Origin of the sequence: Nonomuraea sp. MTCD27 (genome assembly GCF_041950495.1) — a bacterium.
Taxonomy (GTDB): Bacteria; Actinomycetota; Actinomycetes; order Streptosporangiales; family Streptosporangiaceae; genus Nonomuraea.
On record NZ_JBGNUW010000001.1, the window covers coordinates 286,952 to 306,287 of the forward strand.

At 71.9% G+C, this 19,336-nt stretch carries 14 protein-coding genes; 3 read left to right on the plus strand and 11 right to left on the minus strand.

Features of this window, described 5'->3' with window-relative positions; all coding sequences use genetic code 11:
• Positions 1-23: 23 nt before the first annotated feature.
• Together ACBJ59_RS01460 and ACBJ59_RS01465 are read right to left on the minus strand one after the other, a co-directional pair.
• Positions 24-1,013: an Acg family FMN-binding oxidoreductase gene (locus tag ACBJ59_RS01460; RefSeq protein ID WP_375108335.1), complete on the minus strand. Its 990-nt coding sequence runs from the start codon at positions 1,011-1,013 to the stop codon at positions 24-26.
• Between the two features lie 215 nt (positions 1,014-1,228).
• Positions 1,229-1,885: a CBS domain-containing protein gene (locus ACBJ59_RS01465; protein ID WP_375108336.1), complete on the minus strand. Its 657-nt coding sequence runs from the start codon at positions 1,883-1,885 to the stop codon at positions 1,229-1,231.
• Positions 1,886-2,153: 268 nt separating this feature from the next.
• Here ACBJ59_RS01465 and ACBJ59_RS01470 point away from each other — a divergent pair, with 268 nt between their 5' ends.
• On the plus strand, positions 2,154-2,786 hold the full coding sequence (locus ACBJ59_RS01470) for a dihydrofolate reductase family protein (RefSeq protein WP_375108337.1): 633 nt from the start codon (positions 2,154-2,156) through the stop codon (positions 2,784-2,786).
• A gap of 3 nt (positions 2,787-2,789) precedes the next feature.
• On the opposite strand, the gene ACBJ59_RS01475 is transcribed toward ACBJ59_RS01470, so the two are convergent.
• Positions 2,790-3,593, minus strand: a complete 804-nt coding sequence (locus tag ACBJ59_RS01475; protein WP_375108338.1) for an SAM-dependent methyltransferase — start codon at positions 3,591-3,593, stop codon at positions 2,790-2,792.
• A gap of 149 nt (positions 3,594-3,742) precedes the next feature.
• Between ACBJ59_RS01475 and ACBJ59_RS01480 the strand changes: the two genes are divergently transcribed.
• Positions 3,743-4,936 carry an alginate lyase family protein gene (locus ACBJ59_RS01480; RefSeq protein ID WP_375108339.1) on the plus strand — a complete coding sequence of 398 codons (1,194 nt, stop codon included), beginning with the start codon at positions 3,743-3,745 and terminating at the stop codon, positions 4,934-4,936.
• A 6-nt stretch (positions 4,937-4,942) separates the two neighbouring features.
• Here ACBJ59_RS01480 and ACBJ59_RS01485 read toward each other — a convergent pair whose 3' ends face one another.
• From ACBJ59_RS01485 to ACBJ59_RS01515, 7 genes are all read right to left on the minus strand, one after another.
• Positions 4,943-5,494 (minus strand): hypothetical protein, encoded by a 552-nt coding sequence (locus tag ACBJ59_RS01485; protein ID WP_375108340.1) that lies wholly within the window; start codon positions 5,492-5,494, stop codon positions 4,943-4,945.
• A 66-nt stretch (positions 5,495-5,560) separates the two neighbouring features.
• Positions 5,561-6,349 carry an NPP1 family protein gene (locus ACBJ59_RS01490; protein ID WP_375108341.1) on the minus strand — a complete coding sequence of 263 codons (789 nt, stop codon included), beginning with the start codon at positions 6,347-6,349 and terminating at the stop codon, positions 5,561-5,563.
• Between the two features lie 208 nt (positions 6,350-6,557).
• On the minus strand, positions 6,558-8,690 hold the full coding sequence (locus ACBJ59_RS01495; RefSeq protein ID WP_375108342.1) for a SpoIIE family protein phosphatase: 2,133 nt from the start codon (positions 8,688-8,690) through the stop codon (positions 6,558-6,560).
• 196 nt (positions 8,691-8,886) lie between these two features.
• Positions 8,887-11,613, minus strand: coding sequence for a P-loop NTPase fold protein (locus tag ACBJ59_RS01500; RefSeq protein ID WP_375108343.1), 2,727 nt, complete (start codon positions 11,611-11,613; stop codon positions 8,887-8,889).
• Between the two features lie 11 nt (positions 11,614-11,624).
• Positions 11,625-12,950 carry an MFS transporter gene (locus tag ACBJ59_RS01505; protein WP_375108344.1) on the minus strand — a complete coding sequence of 442 codons (1,326 nt, stop codon included), beginning with the start codon at positions 12,948-12,950 and terminating at the stop codon, positions 11,625-11,627.
• 253 nt (positions 12,951-13,203) lie between these two features.
• Positions 13,204-15,111 carry a hypothetical protein gene (locus ACBJ59_RS01510; RefSeq protein ID WP_375108345.1) on the minus strand — a complete coding sequence of 636 codons (1,908 nt, stop codon included), beginning with the start codon at positions 15,109-15,111 and terminating at the stop codon, positions 13,204-13,206.
• An 84-nt stretch (positions 15,112-15,195) separates the two neighbouring features.
• Positions 15,196-15,351: a hypothetical protein gene (locus tag ACBJ59_RS01515; protein WP_375108346.1), complete on the minus strand. Its 156-nt coding sequence runs from the start codon at positions 15,349-15,351 to the stop codon at positions 15,196-15,198.
• A gap of 161 nt (positions 15,352-15,512) precedes the next feature.
• Here ACBJ59_RS01515 and fxsT point away from each other — a divergent pair, with 161 nt between their 5' ends.
• Positions 15,513-18,056 (plus strand): FxSxx-COOH system tetratricopeptide repeat protein, encoded by a 2,544-nt coding sequence (gene fxsT, locus ACBJ59_RS01520; protein ID WP_375108347.1) that lies wholly within the window; start codon positions 15,513-15,515, stop codon positions 18,054-18,056.
• Here fxsT and ACBJ59_RS01525 read toward each other — a convergent pair.
• Entirely contained in the window at positions 18,010-19,332 is a 1,323-nt protein-coding gene (locus ACBJ59_RS01525; protein WP_375108348.1) for an HEXXH motif domain-containing protein, read from the minus strand. The genes fxsT and ACBJ59_RS01525 overlap by 47 nt on opposite strands.
• Between the last annotated feature and the right edge of the window lie 4 nt (positions 19,333-19,336).

Sequence of the window (19,336 nt, forward strand, 5' to 3'; positions counted from 1 at the left end):
CGCCCGGGCCGGCCGGCGGGCCCTCAGTCCAGGAGCTCGGACAGGGGGCGGCGCACCGAGCCCTTGTCGTCGAAGGTGACGCCCAACCGCATGATCATCTGCGGGTACCGGCCCGAGCAGACCTCCTGCCGGATGAACTCGCGCAGCTGGTCCATCTCCAGCGCCTGGGTGTGGAAGGCGGCGCTGACCCCGTACGCCGAGGCGTGCAGCAGGACGTGCTGGAGCGCCTGCCCGGTGTCGATCCATTCCCGGCGGCTGTCGCCCGGCGTGGTGAGCAGCGCGACGACCCCGGTCGCCACCGCGCCCTTCTGGTCCGCGCGGCTGCCCCAGTCGTGACGCCAGGCGTAGTCGCGCTGCGGGAAGTCCGGGTCGGTACGCGCTCTCCGGCGGGGATAGCCCTCGGCGGGCACGCCGTCCTTGCGGCTGCTGCCGGGAGGCCGGGCCCATCGGATCACCTCCAGGCTGAAGCGCCGGTCCTGCGCCTGCACGCCCTGCGCGGCCTGGGTGAGCGCGGCGAGCACGCCGGCCGCCTCCGGGGAGCGGACGGGCGTCAGGTCGACCCCCTCGCCGCGGGCCGCTCCGACCAGCCGCTCCACGAGCCTGTCCGGCACCGGCACGTCGGCGAAGCCCGCCCGGTGCGTACGGCGGCGCTCGATCTCGCCCGCCAGCATCCTGGTGGCGTCGTCGGCCCTGTTGTCGGCCGCGGCACCGGCCCCGGCCCGCAACGTCGCCAGCAACGACGGGCGGTCCGGGTCGGGCAGGACGCGCACGACGGGTTCGAGCCCCTCGCGGCGCAGCACCGTACGCATGGTGAACAGGGCGGCGCCACAGCTGATCAGCAGCTCCCGGCCCGAGGCGTCACCGACGCGCAGCTGCCGGTCCGTGTCGGCCCGCAGGCAGATCTCCTCCTCCGAGATCGAGAAGGTCCAGGGCTGCGTGTTGTGCACCGACGGTGCCCAGCGCGCGGCCTCCACCGCGGCGTCCAGTACGTGTTCTGCCGAACGGGTGGCCATGACTCTCCCTCCACGGGTCCTCACACCACAGCATCACGCGGTACCCCCGCCCCGTCAGGGCCGAAGGACCCTTCCGCCGGGTACATCGGCCCTCATCGGCACGATCCACGGGAACCGTTCTCTCGCACGGCCGCGCGCACGGCTCCGGCGAACGGCGGCGGACGGCGAGTCCTCCAAGCCCACGACGACGCCGGGCCGTCCCTCATGGCCGCCTCCTACAGCAGCGGCGGGACGGCCACGAGGTCGTCCTGCTCGGAGACCACCGCGCACACCACGTCCACGACGCCCTCGACCGCGCGCGCCGCGGCCGCGGCCGCGATGGCCTCCGACCGCCGGCGCACCCGCCCGCCGAGGGTCACGACCCCCTTGTCGATCTCGACGGAGTACGTGCCCGCCGCCGGGAGCGCGGCCATGATGTCGGCGATCAGCTCGTCGGCGGGACGGGAGTAGACGCGCAGCACGTCGCGCTGGTGCAGCGTGCCGACCACCCGCCCGGTGACCACGTCGATCACGGGCAGCTGCTTGATCCGCCGGTCGTGCATCAGCCGGGCCGCGTCGCGCAGGCCGGTGCCCGGCGTGACGGTGACGGCGGGAGAGGTCATGAGCTGGGCCGCCGTCAGCCCCGCGGCCTTCTCGTGCTCGCGCCGCTGCTTGCGGGATTCGAAGATCGACACGGGGTGTCGCACCGGGTCGACCTCCTTGAGCAGCAGGTCGTCCTCCGAGACGACGCCCACCGGTCGCCGGTCGGCGTCGATCACGGTGACGGCGCCCACCGCGAACCGCTTCATCGCGGCCACGATGTCGGCGAAGGACGCCTCCTCCAGCACGGCGATCGCCACACGACCCATGACGTCCTTGACTTCCATCGGCATGGTCTCCACCTCTCATCCGCTTCCACCGTCCCGCACGACGGGCTCACCCCGTAGCGGCGAAGGTCCTCAGGTGGTCGCCCAAAGGTCCCCGTACGCGGCCGGTGAACGGGCCGACTCGACACGCCGGCAGCTCCACGGAGAAGCGGACGCACGCCGTGCCGACGACCCGCCCCGGGCCGGTTCCCGTGTGCCGGTAGCGCCCCATAGGAATGCCGTAAGGAATCCTTAAACGCGCCCGGGCACGCTGGAGGCACATCAAAGAGACGCGATGACCGAGACAGGGAGCAACGAGATGGCGAGCAAGCTGGTGGTGGGGACGTTCGTGTCGCTGGACGGGGTCATGCAGTCCCCCGGCGGCCCCGGCGAGGACGACTCCAACGGCTTCCGGCAGGGCGGCTGGCTGCCGCCGCACGTGGACGAGGGCTTCAACCGCATCATGGGCCCGCTGTTCGACCGCGCCGACGGCCTGCTCCTGGGCCGCAGGTCGTACGACATCCTCGCCTCGCACTGGCCGGACGTGCCGGACGAGGAGGGCGGCGCCAAGATCAACAGCATGCCGAAGTACGTCACCACGAGGACGCCGATGGCGGCCAAGTGGCGCAACACCCAGGTGCTGGTGGGCGATGCCGCCCAGACGGTCGCCGACCTCAAGCGGGACACCGACGGCGTGCTCCTCGTCCAGGGCAGCAGCGACCTCATCGGTACGCTGCAGCGCGCCGAGCTGGTCGACGAGTACCACCTGCTGGTCTTCCCGGTCGTGCTCGGCGAGGGCAAGCGCCTGTTCGCCGAGGGCACCGTCCCGGCCGGGCTGAAGCTCACCGGCTCGTCCGCCACCGACGCCGGTGTCGCCTACCTCACCTACGAGTGGACGGGCAAGCCCTCCTACAACACCCTCGTGTAGCGGTCAGGGCTTGCGCGCGACGCCGCCGAACATGAGGCGCTGGCCCACGGTCAGCGCCTCGGGAACGGCCGCGTCCGGCCGCCACCGCGGCAGGGGCACCACACCCGGCTCCACCAGCTCAAACCCGTCGAAGAAGCCGGTGATCTCCGCGACGGTGCGGAACCTGCCGGTGCCGAGGAGCGCGAGATACTTCCGCTCCGCGTCCCGGGAGTCCTGGCTGGAGTCGCAGAAGTGGGTGATGAACAGGTAGCTGCCGGACGGGACCGCGGCCATGTACGCCTCGACGATCCCCCGCGGGTCCTCGTCGTCGTGCAGGTGGTGCAGGACGCCGACCAGCAGGACGCCGACCGGGCGGCCGAGGTCGACGAGGCGCCTGACGGCCTCGTCGCCGAGGACCGCCGCCGGGTCCCGCAGGTCGGCCGAGACCACCGCGGCGCGGTCGTTGTCCGCCAGCAGGGCGCGGCCCTGGGCCGGCACCATCGGGTCGTTGTCGACGTAGACCACGCGCGAGTCCGGGTTCGCCCGCTGGGCGACCTGGTGGGTGTTCTCCACCGTGGGCAGGCCCGAGCCGAGATCGAGGAACTGCGTGACGCCCTGGCCGGCCAGGAACCGTACGCCGCGGCCCAGCATCTGGCGGTTGTAGGCCGCCACGTCGTAGATCTCGGGGACGACCTTGACGATCTCCGCGACGAACGCCCGGTCGACCTCGTAGTTGTCCTTGCCGTGCAGGACGACGTCATAGGCCCGCGCGATGCTGGGCCTGGTCGTGTCGATCGCGCCGGTCCACTCGTCAGGCTGTTCGGCCACGGATGCCCACTCCTCCTGGAGACGATCAAGAAAGAGCATAGGCGTACCCGGCGGTTTTCGGCAGGGGCATGGCTCTTGTCAGGATGTGGTGTCAGGACTACGATCTCCTCACATTTTAGGAAAGTTTCCTAAATAAGGAGGCTGAGCACGTGGTCCGTCCCCGCGCCCGCGGGACCCTGTTGTTACTGGTCCTGCTCCTGATCACCGCAGCCATGTCCGCTCCCGCCACCGCCGGGGCCCGCAGCGCGCCGGCCACGTTCGCGCATCCGGGCGTGCTCGTCAGCCGCGCCCAGCTCGACTTCGTCCGGTCCAAGGTCAACGCCGGCGCCCAGCCGTGGAAGGCCGCCTACGACCAGATGGTGGCCAGCAGCCTGGCCTCGTTGTCGCGCACCCCCAAGCCGCGCGCCGTCGTGGAGTGCGGCTCGTACTCCAACCCCAACTACGGCTGCACCGACGAGCGCCAGGACGCGCTGGCGGCCTACACCGACGCGCTGATCTGGTACATCTCCCGCGACAGCCGGTACGCGCAGAAGGCCATCGAGCTGATGGACGCCTGGTCGGCCGTGATCACCGACCACACCAACAGCAACGCGCCGCTGCAGACCGGGTGGGCCGGCTCGTCCTGGCCCCGGGCGGCCGAGATCATCCGCTACACCTACACCGGCTGGTCCGCCACGGGCGTCAGCCGCTTCGCGACCATGCTCAGGAACGTCTACCTCCCCGAGGTCATCAACGGCCGGCCGAGCACGAACGGCAACTGGGAGCTGTCCATGATGGACGCGGCCATCGGGATCGCGGTGTTCCTGGAGGACCGGGCCGCCTACGACAAGGCCGTGAGCACATTCCGGGCCCGCGTGCCCGCCTACATCTACCTCACCGCCGACGGCGCCCTGCCCAGGGGACCGGCCGGCAGCGGCATCGACACGCGGGCCGAGATCATCTCGTACTGGCAGGGCCAGGAGACGTTCGTCGACGGGCTGTCCCAGGAGACGTGCCGCGACCTCACCCACACCGGCTACGGGCTGGCGGCGATCGCGCACATCGCCGAGACGGCCCGGATCCAGGGCCAGGACCTCTACCCTGAAATCGCCGACCGCCTGCGGCACGCGCTCGGGCTGCACGCCAAGTACCAGCTCGGCGCGGCCGTCCCGTCGTGGCTGTGCGACGGCGCTCTCACGCTGGGCCTGGGCCCGGTCACGGAGGTCGGCTTCAACGCCCTGCACCACCGCATGGGCATCGCGATGACCAACACCCAGACCCTCACCGAGCGGCAGCGCCCGGCGGGCACCAACAACCTCTTCGTGGCCTGGGAGACCCTCACCCACGCCGGCAACCCCAACTGAGGCCCCCTACACCACCACGCCGCCGCCGCCCGGCAGTCCGGCCAGGTCGGGCACCACCCGCGGGAGGCCGCGCAGCCACCCCTCCAGGTCGGCGGGCCACCACCGGCCCGCCGACAGCCGGCCCAGCTCCGCCGCCACCGCGGCCGACGAGGCGTGCACCGGCACGACCCGTACGGGCGCGGCTCCCGCCAGCACCCCGAGCCACCAGTGCCGCCAGGTCTCGGCCAGCCCGTCGGGGTCCAGCACCAGGTAGTAGTCGGGCAGCACCAGCCGGCCCGCGCGCAGCTCGCCCAGCGCGGCCTCGACGGCCACCTCCAGGCCGCCGGTGATCCCGGTGCCGTCGAAGTAGGCGGCCCACGCCGCGGCCACGTCGGCCAGCGGGTCGGCGTCGTGCACCACGTACGTGGCCGCCGACCGTCCCGCGAGCTCCGTCACCTCGGCCGGCCCGCGTTCGCCGCGCGGGATGGCCCGCACGTTGTGCAGCCCGTCCAGGCCCGCGACCACGTCCCCGGCGGCGTCCCCCGCCACCACGACCACCGTACTGGTCAATCGCCGCATATCGGGCAGTTTAGCGCTCGTGTCCGATCCGGCCGGCCGAGGGGAGCCCCGGCCGGCCGCGCCGTCTCAGGCGTAGGGATCGAACGGGATCCCCGCCGGCTTGGCCTTCGCCAGCTCCCCGTTGAACGAGGAGTCCTTGAGGCCGAAGCTCGCCGAGCCGAAGTCGTGCGCTACCAGGCGGTCGCGGAACCCGGGCGGGTAGCCGTCCCAGCCGACCAGCGGCGGGAACTGCCACGTGCCCTTGTGGTTCTCCGGCTGCTCGGTGGCGCTCGCGAAGCGGAACGCGTGGGTGGAGAGCCCGTCCTTGTGGTAGATGATCTTCGGGTGGGTGCCGGTCTCGTCCCAGGGCAGCTGCGAGCGCGCGCGTACGCTGTAGGCCCCGTGCGCGGACGCCGCCACGTACTGCGCGGTGCCGTCCTGGACCCAGACCACGACGTGCTCCCAGTCGTGCCGGTGCCCGCAGCAGCCGGGCAGCGTCTGGTCCTTCTCGAAGTAGAGCGCGTACACGTACGCGCACCAGCCGTTGTTGCACTTGGAGCGGGAGTAGGAGTTGGTGTTGTCCAGGTCGGACAGGTCGTGGCACTGCCCGTTGACCGCGCCGCCCAGCGCCAGTCCCGGTGCGATGGTGCCGTCGCGCCCGATGGCGGGCGTGGGGTAACAGCCGTCCCCGTCGTAGTCGAACGCCGGCTGGTACGTACGGTCTTCCGGCGGCGCCACCCCGTCGAGGGCGGTGGGCGGGGCGGCGTGGGCGATTCCCGGGACGGCCACGACGATCGCCGCCGCGGCCACCAGGGCGCGCAGGGCGAACGATAATCTCCGCGGACGCCGTCTCACGTGGGTGCTGTCATCGGGCATGGCGAGTCTCCTGCCGGGATCGGCGGTGGGGGGACCTGTCGATCATGCCTCCATGAGACGACGGCGGATCGGCGCCGTCCAATGCCTTCGGGCGAACATCAGGCAGCCAGTGGTACGACGTGGGGAAACGGCCGGTGAACCCGGCTCACGGAGTCCTTCCGCACCCTGGCCACCGCAGGCCCTCGCGCTCCCCCCTGCCGGGGCGCGGTCAGGAGTGGCCGGACCGGTGTTCCAGGAGCAGCAACGCGATGTCGTCGATCCGTCGCGCGCCGTGCGGGATGTCGTCCAGGAGACTGTCGCAGAGCTCCGACAGCGGCTGGTTCGAGGCTCGGGTCAGGTGGTCGGCGACCTCCCCGATGGCCTCGTCGAGGTCGACGCCCGGGGTTTCGACGAGCCCGTCGGTGTAGAGGGCCAGCAGGGCGCCCGGCGGGAACGGCACCTCCGTGGTGGGGTAGTGAATGTTGTCCTCCACGCCGAGCAGCAGCCCCACCGGCACGTCGATGATCTCGCCCGGCGCGTTGGGCGGGCGCAACAGGGGCGGCGGGTGACCGGCGCTGGCCGCGCTGAGGGTGCGCAGCCGCAGGTCGACCTGGACCAGCAGGCAGCTGGCGAACAGGTCGGTCTCGGTCTCGATGAGCAGCCGGTTGGTGTGCGTGAGCACCTCCCCGGGCTCGGCGCCGGCCGCGGCGTGGGCGCGGATGGACGTACGCACCTGCCCCATGAGGGCGGCGGCCGTGATGTTGTGCCCCTGGACGTCGCCGATGACCGCCATGGCCAGCGAGTCGCTCAGGCGGATGAGGTCGTAGAAGTCGCCGCCGATGCCCACGCCGCGGGTGGCGGGCAGGTAGCGGGCCGCCGCCGCCAGGCCGGGGATCTCGGGCAGGCGCCTCGGGAGCAGCACCTCCTGCAGGCTCTGGGCGAGCCGCTCCTTGGCGTCGTAGAGGAGGGCGCGGTCGAGGGCCTGGGACATCAGCCCGGTCAGGGTGGTGAGGCCGGCGCGGTCCTCACCGCTGAACGAGCGGGGGGTGCCGAAGGCGAGCACGCAGCTGCCGATCCGGCCCTCCGCACCCGCGAGCGGCAGGAAGGCCCAGGCGGACATCTGGTCGTAGTGAGCGACGTACGGGTACATCTGGCGTAGCTCGCTCCGGTTGGCGAAGAACATGGGGACGCCGGTCCGCAGGACGCGTTCGGAGGGCGTGGGCGTGGTCAGCGGCAGCCCGTCGAACCGGTCGAGGACCTCGCTGTCGTACCCCCGGCTGCCGATGATCTTCAGCTTGCCGCACTCGGCTATCACCACCGCCATCGCCTGGACCTCGAACACGGGCATGACGTGATCGGCGAACAGATCGATGATCTCCCGTACCTTCTGCGCCCGGGTCAGGGCCGCCGCGAGGTGCACGAAATTGTAGAAGACCTCCGGTCTGGGCAGGCCGTGGGCGCGGGAGCCGGTCTCGTGCGCCGGCGGCTCCTGGTCCCGCAGCGGAACAAGCGTGAGGCGCAGGCTGATGCCTGACGAGTCCGGATAGAGATGACACTCCAGCTCGCGGCCGTCCGGGCGGCGGGCCACGCAGCGGGCCATCTCCTGGCTGACCACCGCCGCCCGGCAGCGATCCTCGAACAGCGGGTCCTTCAGCCAGGCCATCACGTCCCAGAGCGTCCTGCCCAGCAGCCCGGACACGTCGCCCCCGAGGAGCTCGGCCGCCGTGGCGCTGACGAAGGTGATGCGGCCCTCCAGGTCGAGGGCGACGCATCCCTCGTGCAGGCGGTCCAGATAGGTGAAGGCTCCGGCGGCGTGCTCGGGATCCGGGGTCTGCTTCGGCGCGGGGGTGAGGACGCGCGGTTCGCCGGAGGGGTGCGGCGGCTGTCCTTCGCTGTCGGCCTGCCTCAGCAGGTCGCCCAGCTTCCGGCTCGCCAGGTCGATGACGTCCATCTCCTGGGCGTTCAGGTCGGGCGGGTGCGACGGGGGCCACATCAGCACCCAGCAGCCCCAGACCCGGGCCCCGGTCTGGATCGGCACCGCGGCCGCCGCGAACGAGTACGGCAGGGCGAGGGCCGTCGCGGGGAAGCGGCGGGCCATGTCCTGGTGGCTGGGGACCCAGATCAGGTGCCGCTGGCGGACGGCGGCAGCGGCCGGGACGCAGGCGTTCAGCCTGACCCGGGTCCACGGCCGGACGATCTGCGCGGGCAGCCCGATCTCCGCCTCCATGAGGAGCACCTGGTCGGTCTCGTTCAGGAGGTAGATCGCGCCGATGTGCGCACCGGCGGCACTGACCGCGTCGCAGAGCACCTCGTCCAGCGCGGACGCATGCCGTTCAGCGGTCCCTTCGACCTGGCTCGGCACGGCTCAGCAGGCTCCACTCCGCACCGGCATCGACAGGGCCTTCCACGAACCAGTCATACGGCCAACGATAGGCGCCCGCGTCCACGGCAAGACGGCCCATGGCGGGATTCTGGTCGCACTTTGACACGAGCATCGATATTTCGGGCATTAAATCGGCAAGTTCGTCTTGACTCCATAATTGGGACATCCCCGCAGATCAGGCAGGAGACCGCCTCGCGAAGTGCTCCAGGATGAGTTCGTGGCAGAAGCGGTAGGTGTCCTCACCGGCCTCCTTCAGCAGCCCCGCCTCGACCAGCGCGCGCAGGGCGCCGGTCACCTCGATCCCGCGCAGGCCGCTCTGCCGGAACACGCTCCTGACGCCCGCCGCCTCACTGGAGAAGGTCTCCCCCGGCCCGTGTTTGGGATCCCGGGCGAGCCCGCGCAGCGCCTCGGCGAGCTGGTCGGCCGTGAACTCCTCGGTGGCGCAGCGGCGCAGCGCGCGGTTCACGTACCAGGGGATGAAGTCGACCGGGTCCGGCGGCAGGTCGTCGATCCAGGAGGACGAGGCCAGCAGCATGGCCAGCGCCTCCGGTGAGCGGATGAACCCCTCCGGCAGGCGCAGCCGACCGTAGTCGGCCCCGTGCGCGGTGAGATGCCGGCGCAGCCGGGCCGCGGCGTCCACCTCGGGCACGCCGAGGAGCTCCACGACCGTGAATCCGCCGCGTACCAGGCGGTCGTGCGCGATCCTGCCGGTGTCGGTGACGATGACGCGTGTGCCGGTCTGTCCCTGCCACATCAGCAGTTCCTGCACCAGGCTCGCCCGCGCGGACGGGCTCGGCAGCTCGTCCAGGCCGTCGAGCACGCAGAGCACGTTCTCCCTGATCACCAGGCTGAACGCCTCCGAAAGTGAGAGGCGGTACTGGTCCACCACCGCGTGCGTGAGCCGCAGCTCCAGGGTGCCGCTCCGCTCTCTGAGGGAGCGTACGGGCAGGTAGACGGGGGTGGCCCCGCCCTGCGCGAGCAGCCGCCGGATGATCCGCGCGCAGAAGGTGGTCTTGCCCGACCCCCGCGCACCCGTGAGCAGCAGCCCTTCGTTCCTCCAGAGGCCCATGACCTCCTCCGGCGTGACCCGCCGGGCCTGCGGCTCCGGGCCGACGCGCGCCAGCGAGGGCAGTAGCTCGCCCTCCTCGCCCACCACCAGGTCGACGCGCCGGCCCAGCCGCTCCAGGAACACCGACGACGGGACCGCCCCGCTGACGGGGTCCCGGGGCAGGCTCTCCTCCGGGGCGACCTCGTCGCTCTGCCGCGGCAGCGGCGAGGCCTTGACCAGGTCGATGTAGGAACTGACGTCCCCGGGCACCGCCCGCTTCATGCCGAGCAGGCAGCGCACGATCCCCAGCGGCAGCGGGTTCCAGTCGGGCAGCTGGTCGGTCGAGGCCGTCTCCAGGTCCTCGGCGATGCGGTTGAGCAGGGTCGAATCGCCGCTCAGCCGGTCGTAGAAGTCCTTGTCGGCGTCCCGGATGAGCAGGACGGCGGCCAGGATGCACAGGTCGTAGTCGGCCAGCCCCCTGGCCCTGGCCACCCTGTCCTGGAGGATCAGGACGTTGACGAAGCGCTTGACCGTGCGCGGGTTGCGCGGCAGCCCGATGGCGAGCAGGTCTCTTGCGGGCCGGATCTGCTCGCGCAGGAGGCTGTCCAGGTAGTCGTGGAAGGCCGGGTCCGGCAGCCGGGGCATCTCGAAGGGGAACTGCACGATCTTGTCGAGGTAGTTGTCGACCGGCATGTCCTGATATTTGCTGCGAACGGCTGAGATCAGCGGCTCTTTCGCCACTGCCAGGAAGAACACGCAGTTGTCGCGGTTGAAGTGCAGCTTGAGGGCCTCCAGCAGGGCCGTGATCTGCTCGCCGTCGCACCGGTCGAGGTCGTCGATGAAGACGACGAGCCTGCTCTTCCCCCGGGCCCGCAGGGCCTGCGCGATGAGCGTGCCGAGGTGCTCGTCCAAGCGGGTGCGCTCGGAGCGGACGCGGAAGTTCGTCTCGTCGTAGGAATCGAGGCTCTTGCGTACGTCGGTGACGCTGATCCGCAGGGAGGCGGTGAGCACGAGCGAGCCGAGCACCTCGGAGATGGTCCTGAGGGTACGGCGCACATCCTCGCGCCGGGTGAGCCCGAGCTGGGTGACCATGCCGTGGAGCAGGGGCAGCACGGGGTTGCCGTCGTACTGGTGCGGCCAGGGATCGAACCACACGTGCGCGCAGTGGGGATGCTCTGTCTCCACCACCTTCCGTACCTGTTTGAGGAGGGACGTCTTGCCCGTCCCCCACTCGCCGAAGACACCGACGACCAGAGGAGGCGCGGCCGAGCCGGCCAGCATGGCCAGCTCCCTGACGTACTCCTCGCGGCCCAGTCCGTCGGCCTCCACGGGCTCGTCGCTGTGGGTGAACTCCTCCTGTCCCGGAGCGGCCGGCGCCCCCTGCGTGGCCTCCGGCACGAGACGCCGCCGCCGCATCACCAGGGCGACCCCCGCCGCCACGAGCAGCAGCAGGACGCCGCCCACCGGCACGGCCCAGTAGCGGGCGAGCCACGACGCCTCGGTGATCCGCACCTGTTTCCTGGCCAGGCCGCTCTCGGCGACCAGGACCAGCTCTCCCGCCACGGCGCGGCCCGGCCCGGCGCGGCGCAGGACGATGTCGGTGACGCCCCCGGCGGGCAGGCGCACCACGGCGGGCCCGGAGACGGCCAGCACCTTGGCGACCGGCCCGGTCAGGCGCACCTGGGCGTCCACCGCGGGCCCGGGATTCGCCACCGCGACCCGCCACGGCCCTTTCTCCCCCACGGGAATGGTCAGGGAGCCGCTGTCGAGGAACGCGGGCGCCGCGGTCATCGCGGCGAGCACCGGCACGAGAATGGTCACCAGGACCATGCGCAGCAAACCCGCAGCCGCCATGCGTCAATTATTCAGGCGGTCACCTTTCTTGTGGCCCAGTTGGGGGACAGACTTTTCCGGAAAGGCGGCACCACGGTCATGGACAATGCGACGACCACCATGGCCAGGGCGAGCGTGCCGACGGTGAGCCCGGCTCCGGCGCGCTCGTAGAACACGGTGAACAGCGGCGGGCCGAGCGCCGCGACCCCGTAGCTCACCAGCCGGGACACCCCGACCACCCGGGCCGTCATATGGTGGGGCACGTCGCTGAGCACGGTCCTGATGGTGACGTTGCTCAGCCCGCCGGCCAGCCCGATCATCAACAGCGCCACCGCGAACGCGAGCGGCGCGATCCCGGTCACGGCGGTGAGGAGCAGCGCGAGGGAGCACATCCAGGCGTGGACCAGCAGCATGGACCTGCCGTGCCGGGTGAGCCCCACCCATTCGGCGAATATCGCGGCCGACATCCGGCGGGACGCCTTCTCGTGGATCTTCCGGGAAATCCTGCGGCGCCGCGGGGAAATGAGCCCGCCGATGATTCCGCCGACGCCGGAAGCCGACAGAATCGTGCCGATGACCGCCGGGTTGAGCCCGCCGCCGGTCATGTGGGAAATGGACACCACGGTCAGCGACTGCACGATGAGATTGATGAGCGCGGTCAGGATCGTGGCCGACCTGATGAACGGGTGCCGCCAGACCTCGCGAAAACCCATGACGGTCTCCCGCAACATGGGCCGCCGCTCCCCGGTCTCCGGACCCGGCCCGGTCTCCGGCCCGGTCTGCGGCCCGGTCTCCGGGGCCGCTCGGGGCGGGCGTACCAGAACCCCCGCCGACATGGCGAAGAAGAACGCGTTCGACAGGAACGCGGTGAGCGGGCCGAGCGCGTACAGGGCGCCGCCGAGCGGACGTCCCGCCAGGGCGATGGCGTGCACGGTGGTCTCGTGCATGGCCAGCGCGGTGTGCAGCCTGGCCTGCCTGGCCGTCGTGGTCACCAGCGCCGCCTCGGCCACCGAGGTGACGACCGCGAGACCACCCTCCAGGAAGGCGACCGCGAGCAGGTGCTCGATGCGCAACATCCCGGCCAGCATCGTGCCGCACAGCAGGGCCATGAGCAGCGCCCGCAGCGCCTCGCTCCACAACATCACGCGCCGCGGCCCGAGCCGGTCACTGATCGTCCCGGCGGGGAGGTAGCACAGCAGACCGGGCAGCATGGAGGCGAACACGACCCACCCCGCCCAGGCGGCCGAGCCGGTGAGGGCCATCGCGAGCAGCGGGTAGATGACGCTCAGGGTGCGGGTGCCGAGCATGGACAGCGCCGAAGCGCTCCATGACCGCACGAAACCCTGAGAGGCCACCACCGTCGCAGCTCCCGCCAGCTGGATCTTGGGGAAATGTGTTCCGCGTTCCCTTTGAGGAGAGAGACGGCGGGAGGCTTCAAATATATACGGCAAGGCACCCGCCCAGGCGCACGCCGCACCCGCCGCGCACCTCGGTGGCCGAGCGCATGGGCGCACGGGTCGCGGCACGCGCCGAGCGCGGCACACGGGTCGCGGCACACCGGGCGCGGCGCACGAATGACGGCGGGAGGGGCGGCGGGTAGGTAGGGGGCGGTTATTCGCTCAGGCGGTCGGCTTCGGCGGCGAGGCGGGGTGGGAGGTGCGTTCGGGCGCCGGGCTCGCGCGCACGCCGCGCCAGCCGGACCGCCTCGCTGTGCTTGCCCGCCGCCACCATCACCCGCGCCGCGCGCAGCAGGGTCGGGCCGTCCTGTTCGGCGTCCATGGGCGGGATGGCGCGTACGGCCTCCGAGACCTCGCCCTTCTGGGCCAGCGCGAGCGCGTAGGCGGCCTGCGCCGAAGGCTGCTGGAGCGGCCCGGCCCGTTCCAGGTCGCGCAGCGCGCGCTCGGGCCGCTGCAGGTCGGACATGATCTCGCCCCGGGCACGTAGCGCCTCCGTGGCGTTGCCCGCCACGGCCAGTACGCCGTCGAGCACGTCCACCGCGCCGCTCTCGTGCCCGCTGTAGTACAGCGCCCAGGCGAGCTCGGTCTGGATGGTCGCGTCGTCAGGGCTGCGCCGGCAGGCCGCCCGCAGGTCCTTGATCGCGTCGCCGAAGGCACCCTGCCGGATGAGGACGCGGCCGGCGGCGGTGAGCAGGGTGGCGACGGCGACATCGCCGCCCCGCGCGGTCGCGTGGCTCTGGGCGGCCAGGCGGTAGTGAGCGACCGCGGCGTCCAGGTCCCCGCCGTGATAGGCCACGTCGCCGAGGAACGACCGGATGACGGCCGTCAGCGGTCCGGCCCTGGGCGCCGCGGCGAGGGCCGCGCCGGCGTGCCCGGCCGCCACGTCGAGGTGCCCCAGCCGCAGTGCCGTTTCCGCGACCCGCAGCTCCCCGGCGGCGTCCGCGGGGCCGCGCGGGAGCGAGCCGGACCCGCTCAGCAGCAGCGCGGCGGCCAGCCGGTCGTCCCAGAGCCGGTGCCATGGGCCGCCGTCGCCGGGCACGGTGCGCAGCAGGCGGTGCTCGACGAGGGCGTCGATCACGGACTCGGGCAGCCCGCCCTCCCCCGGGGACACGGGCCCGGCGAACGTCTCCCGTACCTGGGCCCTGAGCTTGCCCGTATCACCGTGAAAGTAGTCCGCGGCCACCTCGCCGAGCAGCCGGTCGCAGTGGTCGGCGATCACCCGGTCCACGTCGGGCGGGCGGGTGACGTACGCCGTGCCGTCGGGCAGGGCCGCGCAGGCGAGCTGGAGGAGGAGCGGCTGGACCCGGACGCGCCGCTCGCCGCGTACGGTGCGCAGGTCGTCCACGAGCGCCTCGGCCACCCCGGGGGCGAACCCGCCGCCCGTGGTCTCGACCGGCAGGCGGCACGCGTCGAGCGCGGCCCCCACCGGCAGCGGGGGCAGGCGGAAGTGCCGGGCGCGCGCGAGGCCGGGATGCCGGACGAGGTCGTCGAAATGCTCCTCGTTCACCACGACGAGCAGGCGCAGCGACAGCTCGCTGTCGAGCGCGTCGGCGAGTTGCGCCAGCAGTTCCGCGCGGTGCCGCTGCCACGCCGCCGGCCCCGCGAAGGCGTCGTCCACGTGGTCGATCGCGGCCAGCAGCGGCAGCGGGTCTCCTGAGGGCACCCGTCTCGGCGGGTGCTTGCCCAGGAAGCCGGCGACCGTCTGCCCGACGAGCTCGGTGGGCGCCTGGTAGGGCGACCAGGAGGAGAGCAGGGCGAGGACGAACGGGTTCTCGTTCTCCTGGACGAGGGCGGCGGGCACGCCGGGCCGGTGCCGGAGGCCGCCGACGGGCAGTACGTCGTTCCCGGCGGGGTCGAGCAGCGGCAGCACCCCGGCGGCCAGCAGCGACGACTTACCGCATCCCGCGGACCCGTACAGGATGGTGACAGGGTGGGTCCGCCACGCGCGGGACAGCTCCTTCGCCTCCCGCTCACGCCCGAAGAACCGGACGGCGTCCTCCCTGCGGAAGGCGCGCTCCCCGGGGAACCGGTTGCCCCTCGACTCCATCACTGTCCCGCCCATCGCCGCGATTCAGCCAGCGATTCGCGCGCTTTTCGCAGGCGAATGGCGATTACTTTCGATCATTACCAGGTTCGTGACCGGGTTTCAGATGGCCGAATTCCACCCCTGAACCGCTGTTTCATCCGATGCCTCGGCCAGCCGCCGGTAGGCACTTCTGAGTGCGGGGGATTGCATGTCCTTCAGAACTTCGAGGTCGAAGTCGCTGATATCCAGGAGCTCCGCACAGATTCTCTCGCCCATTCCGTGTCCCTCGCCGTCAGTTATGGACATCCGGAAACCGCACGCCCGGCCGAGCGTGTGACCTACTAACTTATATGTGATTCTGTGACGCTAGGTGCGTTAAATCAATCCTAGGATGGAATTCCTGGGAAAACGGCTGGCGGAGACTGGCGGAGGCCCACGTGGACGAGCGAGCGAACGAGCGGGCGACGAAGATGCCCCCGGTCTGGGGCAGGGTACCCCCGCGCAACAGGAACTTCACCGGTCGCGAGGCGCTGCTCAGCCGCCTGGGCAAGAGCATGGCGGGCGGTGCCACCACGGCCGTGGTGGCGCACTCGCCCGTGCCGCAGGCCTTGCACGGCCTGGGCGGTGTGGGGAAGACGCAGCTCGTCACCGAGTACGCCTGGCGCTTCCGCAGCTCGTACGACGTGGTCTGGTGGATCGCCTCCGACCAGCCCGCCCTGGTCCCGGCCACGCTCGCCGCCCTCGCCCCCGAGCTCGGCCTGCCCTCGGCGAACGTGGTGGGCATCGACGAGGCCGCCGTGGCCGTGCGCAAGGCCCTGCAGCAGGGCACCCCGTACGACAAATGGCTGCTGATCTTCGACAATGCCGACGAACCGGAGTCCATCAAGGACTTCATCCCCGACGGCGGGCCCGGGCGGGTCCTCATCACCTCCCGTAACAACCGCTGGACCACGACCAGCGAGAGCGTCGCCGTCGACGTCTTCGAACGCGACGAGAGCCTGGCCTTCCTCCGCAAGCGGCTGGAGCGCGAGCTGCCGAGGGACGAGGCGCACCGGCTGGCGGAGGCGCTCGGCGACCTCCCGCTGGCGCTGGAACAGGCCGCCGCCCTGCAGCTGATGACCGGGATGCCCACTGAGGAGTACATCGAGGCGCTGGAGGAGCAGACCCGCCCGCTGCTGGCGCTGGGCAAGGCGACCGAATATCCGCACTCCATGACGGCGGCCTGGCAGCTGTCGGTGCAGGCGATCGAGGAGCGCATGCCGGAGGCCGCGACCGTGCTGCGCTGCCTGGCGTTCTTCGGGCCCGACCCCATCCCCCGTGACGTCTTCCGCCGCGGCAACAAGGTGTCCGAGGCCACCAGCATGGCCCCGATCCTGGCCGACCCCCTGCTGCTGAACAAGGCGATCGGCGAGCTGAACAGGTTCGCCCTGATCAAGGTGGAGCCGAGCACCAGGACGATCACGGTGCACCGGCTGATCCAGAGCCTGCTGCGCGACTCCGTGAGCGCCGACCAGCGCGAGAGCCTGCGGCACGAGGTCCACCTGCTCCTCGCCGGGAGCGCCCCGACCTCGCCCGAGGACACCGCCAAGTGGCCGGCCTTCGGCGAGCTGCTGCCGCACGTGGAGCCGTCCGGGCTGAGCTCCTGCTACGCCGAGCCGTCCAGGCGGACCTGTCTGGACGTCGTCCGCTACCTCTACCGCGTCGGCGACTACCGTGCCGCCAGGAACCTCGGCGAGGCGCTGCGGGCGGCGTGGACGGCGCAGCTCGGCGTCGCGGACCCGCACGTGCTGCGGCTGCGCCGGCACCTGGCGAACACCTTGTGGCAGCTCGGCGAGTTCACCGAGTCCCGCCTGATGAACGAGGAGACGCTGGAGCTGATGCAGGAGACGTTCGGCGCCGACCACGAGGAGACCCTCGCCGTCGCCAACTCCTACGGCAGCAACCTGCGCGCCCTGGGCGAGTTCGAGCGCGCCCGCAGTCGCGACGACGAGTCGCTGCTGGCCTACGAGAGCAAGTTCGGGCCGACCCACCCGGGCGCGCTGCGCATGCTGCACAACCTCGGGCTGGACCACGCGCTGCTGAGCGACCACCTCAAGGCCAGGGACCTGCTCAAGCTCACCTATCTGGAGATGAGCAGCGCCACGAAGGGCATCAGCCCGTGGGACGTGCAGAACGCCTGGAACTGCCTGGCCCTGGTGGTGCGCCTGTGCGGCGACTTCGAGGAGGCCTGCGACCTGGCCGAGGACGCCTACGCGTACGGCCTGCGGGAGCTGTCGCCCGAGCATCCGCTGACGCTGAAGGCGTCCAAGGAGCTGTCGATCGCGAAACGGGCCGCCGGTGACCTGTCCACCTCGCTGGAGCTCATCCAGGACACCTACTCCAGGACCGAGAAGGTGCTGGGGCCGAACAACCCCGACACGATGGCGTCGGCGATGGCGCTGTCGAACACGCTGCGCGAGGCGGGCCGCCTGGACGAGGCGTTCGTGCTGGCCAAGGAGACGATGACGCGTTATCGCACCGTCTACGGCAACCAGCACCCCTACACCTACGGCTGCCAGAGCAACCTGGCGCTGCTCTACCGGCTGCGCGGCAACGCGGCGCGGGCGCTGGAGGAGGACACCGACGCCTACAAGGGCCTGCTCGACCGGCTCGGCCCCAAGCACATCTACACCTTCACCGCGGCCGTCAACCGGGGCGGCGACCTGGCCGCGCTCGGCGATTTCGCCGCCGCCTGCCGCCAGGACCACGAGACCGTGGAGCTGCTGGCGTCGTCGTTCGGAGAGCGCCACTACCTGACGCTGTCGGCCACCGTGAACCTCGCGCTCGACCTGCGGGCGTCCGGGCGGGAGGAGGAGGCTGAGCGGCTGACCGGGGAGACGCTGTCGGCGTACCGGGAAGCGTTCGACCCCGACCATCCGCACCTGCTGCGCGCGCTCAAGGGCGAGCGGGCTTCGTGGGACTTCGACCCGCCGCCGCTGTGACGTGCGGGTGCTTGGCCTCGAAGGCGGCCCGGTGCTCGGCGTGCTCCCACCGGGCCTGCTCCAGCGCCGCCGGCGGCACCGGCTCGGCCGACCAGGCCGAGAGGGTGCGCCGGGCGGCGGTCACGAAGGCCCGGCCCTCGGTGGTCAGCCGTCCGCTGGACAGCAGCGTCTCCGTCGCCTCCAGCGCCGAGCCGCGCCAGCGGGCGAACTCCCCGTGCGCCCGGAGGTCGCCGTCGGCCTCACGCTGGCGGCGCCAGAATCCCGCGACGCCGAGGAAGGCGTACGCGCCGTGCAGCAGCCCGGGGAGCGGGCGCGGGTCCTCGCGCCAGGGCGCGTAGTAGCGGCGGTCGTCCGGCAGCGTCAGCTCCGTCACCGCCAGCACCGCGTTGAGCTTGGCGTGCTGGACCTCGTGGGCGAACGTCACAGCCAGCCAGCGGCCGTCCACCGGGGTCGAGAGGGCGATGGTGCCCGGCCGGTCGCCGGCGGACGCGCTGTTCCCCCCGTGGGGCGGGGCCTCGACCGGGGTCAGCACCGAGATCAGCTCGCGCGTCTCGGCGGCGAGCGTCCAGTGGTGGGCCCGCAGGATCGACTGGGACTCCTCGAAACGTTCCCGCCAGACGCCCAGCTCGTCGGCGGACAGGCGGTCCTTGCGGACGTCGCCCTCGCCCCAGCGGTACGGATCCACGTCGTCCACGACGAGGTCGAGGCCGGTGGCGGGTGAGGTGAGATGCTCCAGCGGGGACCAGCCGGGCCGGGCCTCGCCGGAGTGATGGCGCAGCTCCCGGCCGGCGCCGGAGACCTGGATCACGCCGTCGCCGCCGATCTCGAGCCGGACGAGCGCGTCCGGCTCGGCGCCCAGCTCGATCAGGCCGACCGAGGGCAGGAGGAGCGACCCGCCGGGCGCGGGCGCCTCGGCCGAGCACGGCAGCCCGGCCCGCACCGCCGCGGCCGCCGCCACGCCGCCGAGCTGGGCGGGCTCCCATCCGGTCGCCGTCCCCTCGATGAGGGCCCGCAACGTGCGCTTGGCCCACACGCCCACGGACGGGTAGCGGATCACGGCGTCGACCGCCGCGGGCGCCTGCCGGTGGAGCCGGGCCAGCAGGTCGTAGGCCCGCTCGGCGGCCTTGCCCGGCCGGTGGTCCAGCAGCCCGCGGATCAGGAGCAGGTTCCTGCTGCGCTCGATCGCGGCCAGCCAGGCGGCCGCCTGCGCGCCGCCGGCGCCCGCGGCGAGCCGCTCCAGGACGTCGTCGGGGATCCGGTGCCGTCTGAGGGACATGGCG

Excerpts from the sequence above, each read along its gene's own strand:
- ACBJ59_RS01460 (WP_375108335.1), bottom strand. The coding sequence starts at position 1,013 with ATGGCCACCCGTTCGGCAGAACACGTACTGGACGCCGCGGTGGAGGCC.
- ACBJ59_RS01465 (WP_375108336.1), bottom strand. The coding sequence starts at position 1,885 with ATGCCGATGGAAGTCAAGGACGTCATGGGTCGTGTGGCGATCGCCGTG.
- ACBJ59_RS01470 (WP_375108337.1), top strand. The coding sequence starts at position 2,154 with ATGACCGAGACAGGGAGCAACGAGATGGCGAGCAAGCTGGTGGTGGGG.
- ACBJ59_RS01485 (WP_375108340.1), bottom strand. The coding sequence starts at position 5,494 with ATGCGGCGATTGACCAGTACGGTGGTCGTGGTGGCGGGGGACGCCGCC.
- ACBJ59_RS01490 (WP_375108341.1), bottom strand. The coding sequence starts at position 6,349 with ATGCCCGATGACAGCACCCACGTGAGACGGCGTCCGCGGAGATTATCG.
- ACBJ59_RS01500 (WP_375108343.1), bottom strand. The coding sequence starts at position 11,613 with ATGGCGGCTGCGGGTTTGCTGCGCATGGTCCTGGTGACCATTCTCGTG.
- ACBJ59_RS01510 (WP_375108345.1), bottom strand. The coding sequence starts at position 15,111 with ATGGGCGGGACAGTGATGGAGTCGAGGGGCAACCGGTTCCCCGGGGAG.
- ACBJ59_RS01515 (WP_375108346.1), bottom strand. The coding sequence starts at position 15,351 with ATGGGCGAGAGAATCTGTGCGGAGCTCCTGGATATCAGCGACTTCGAC.
- ACBJ59_RS01525 (WP_375108348.1), bottom strand. The coding sequence starts at position 19,332 with ATGTCCCTCAGACGGCACCGGATCCCCGACGACGTCCTGGAGCGGCTC.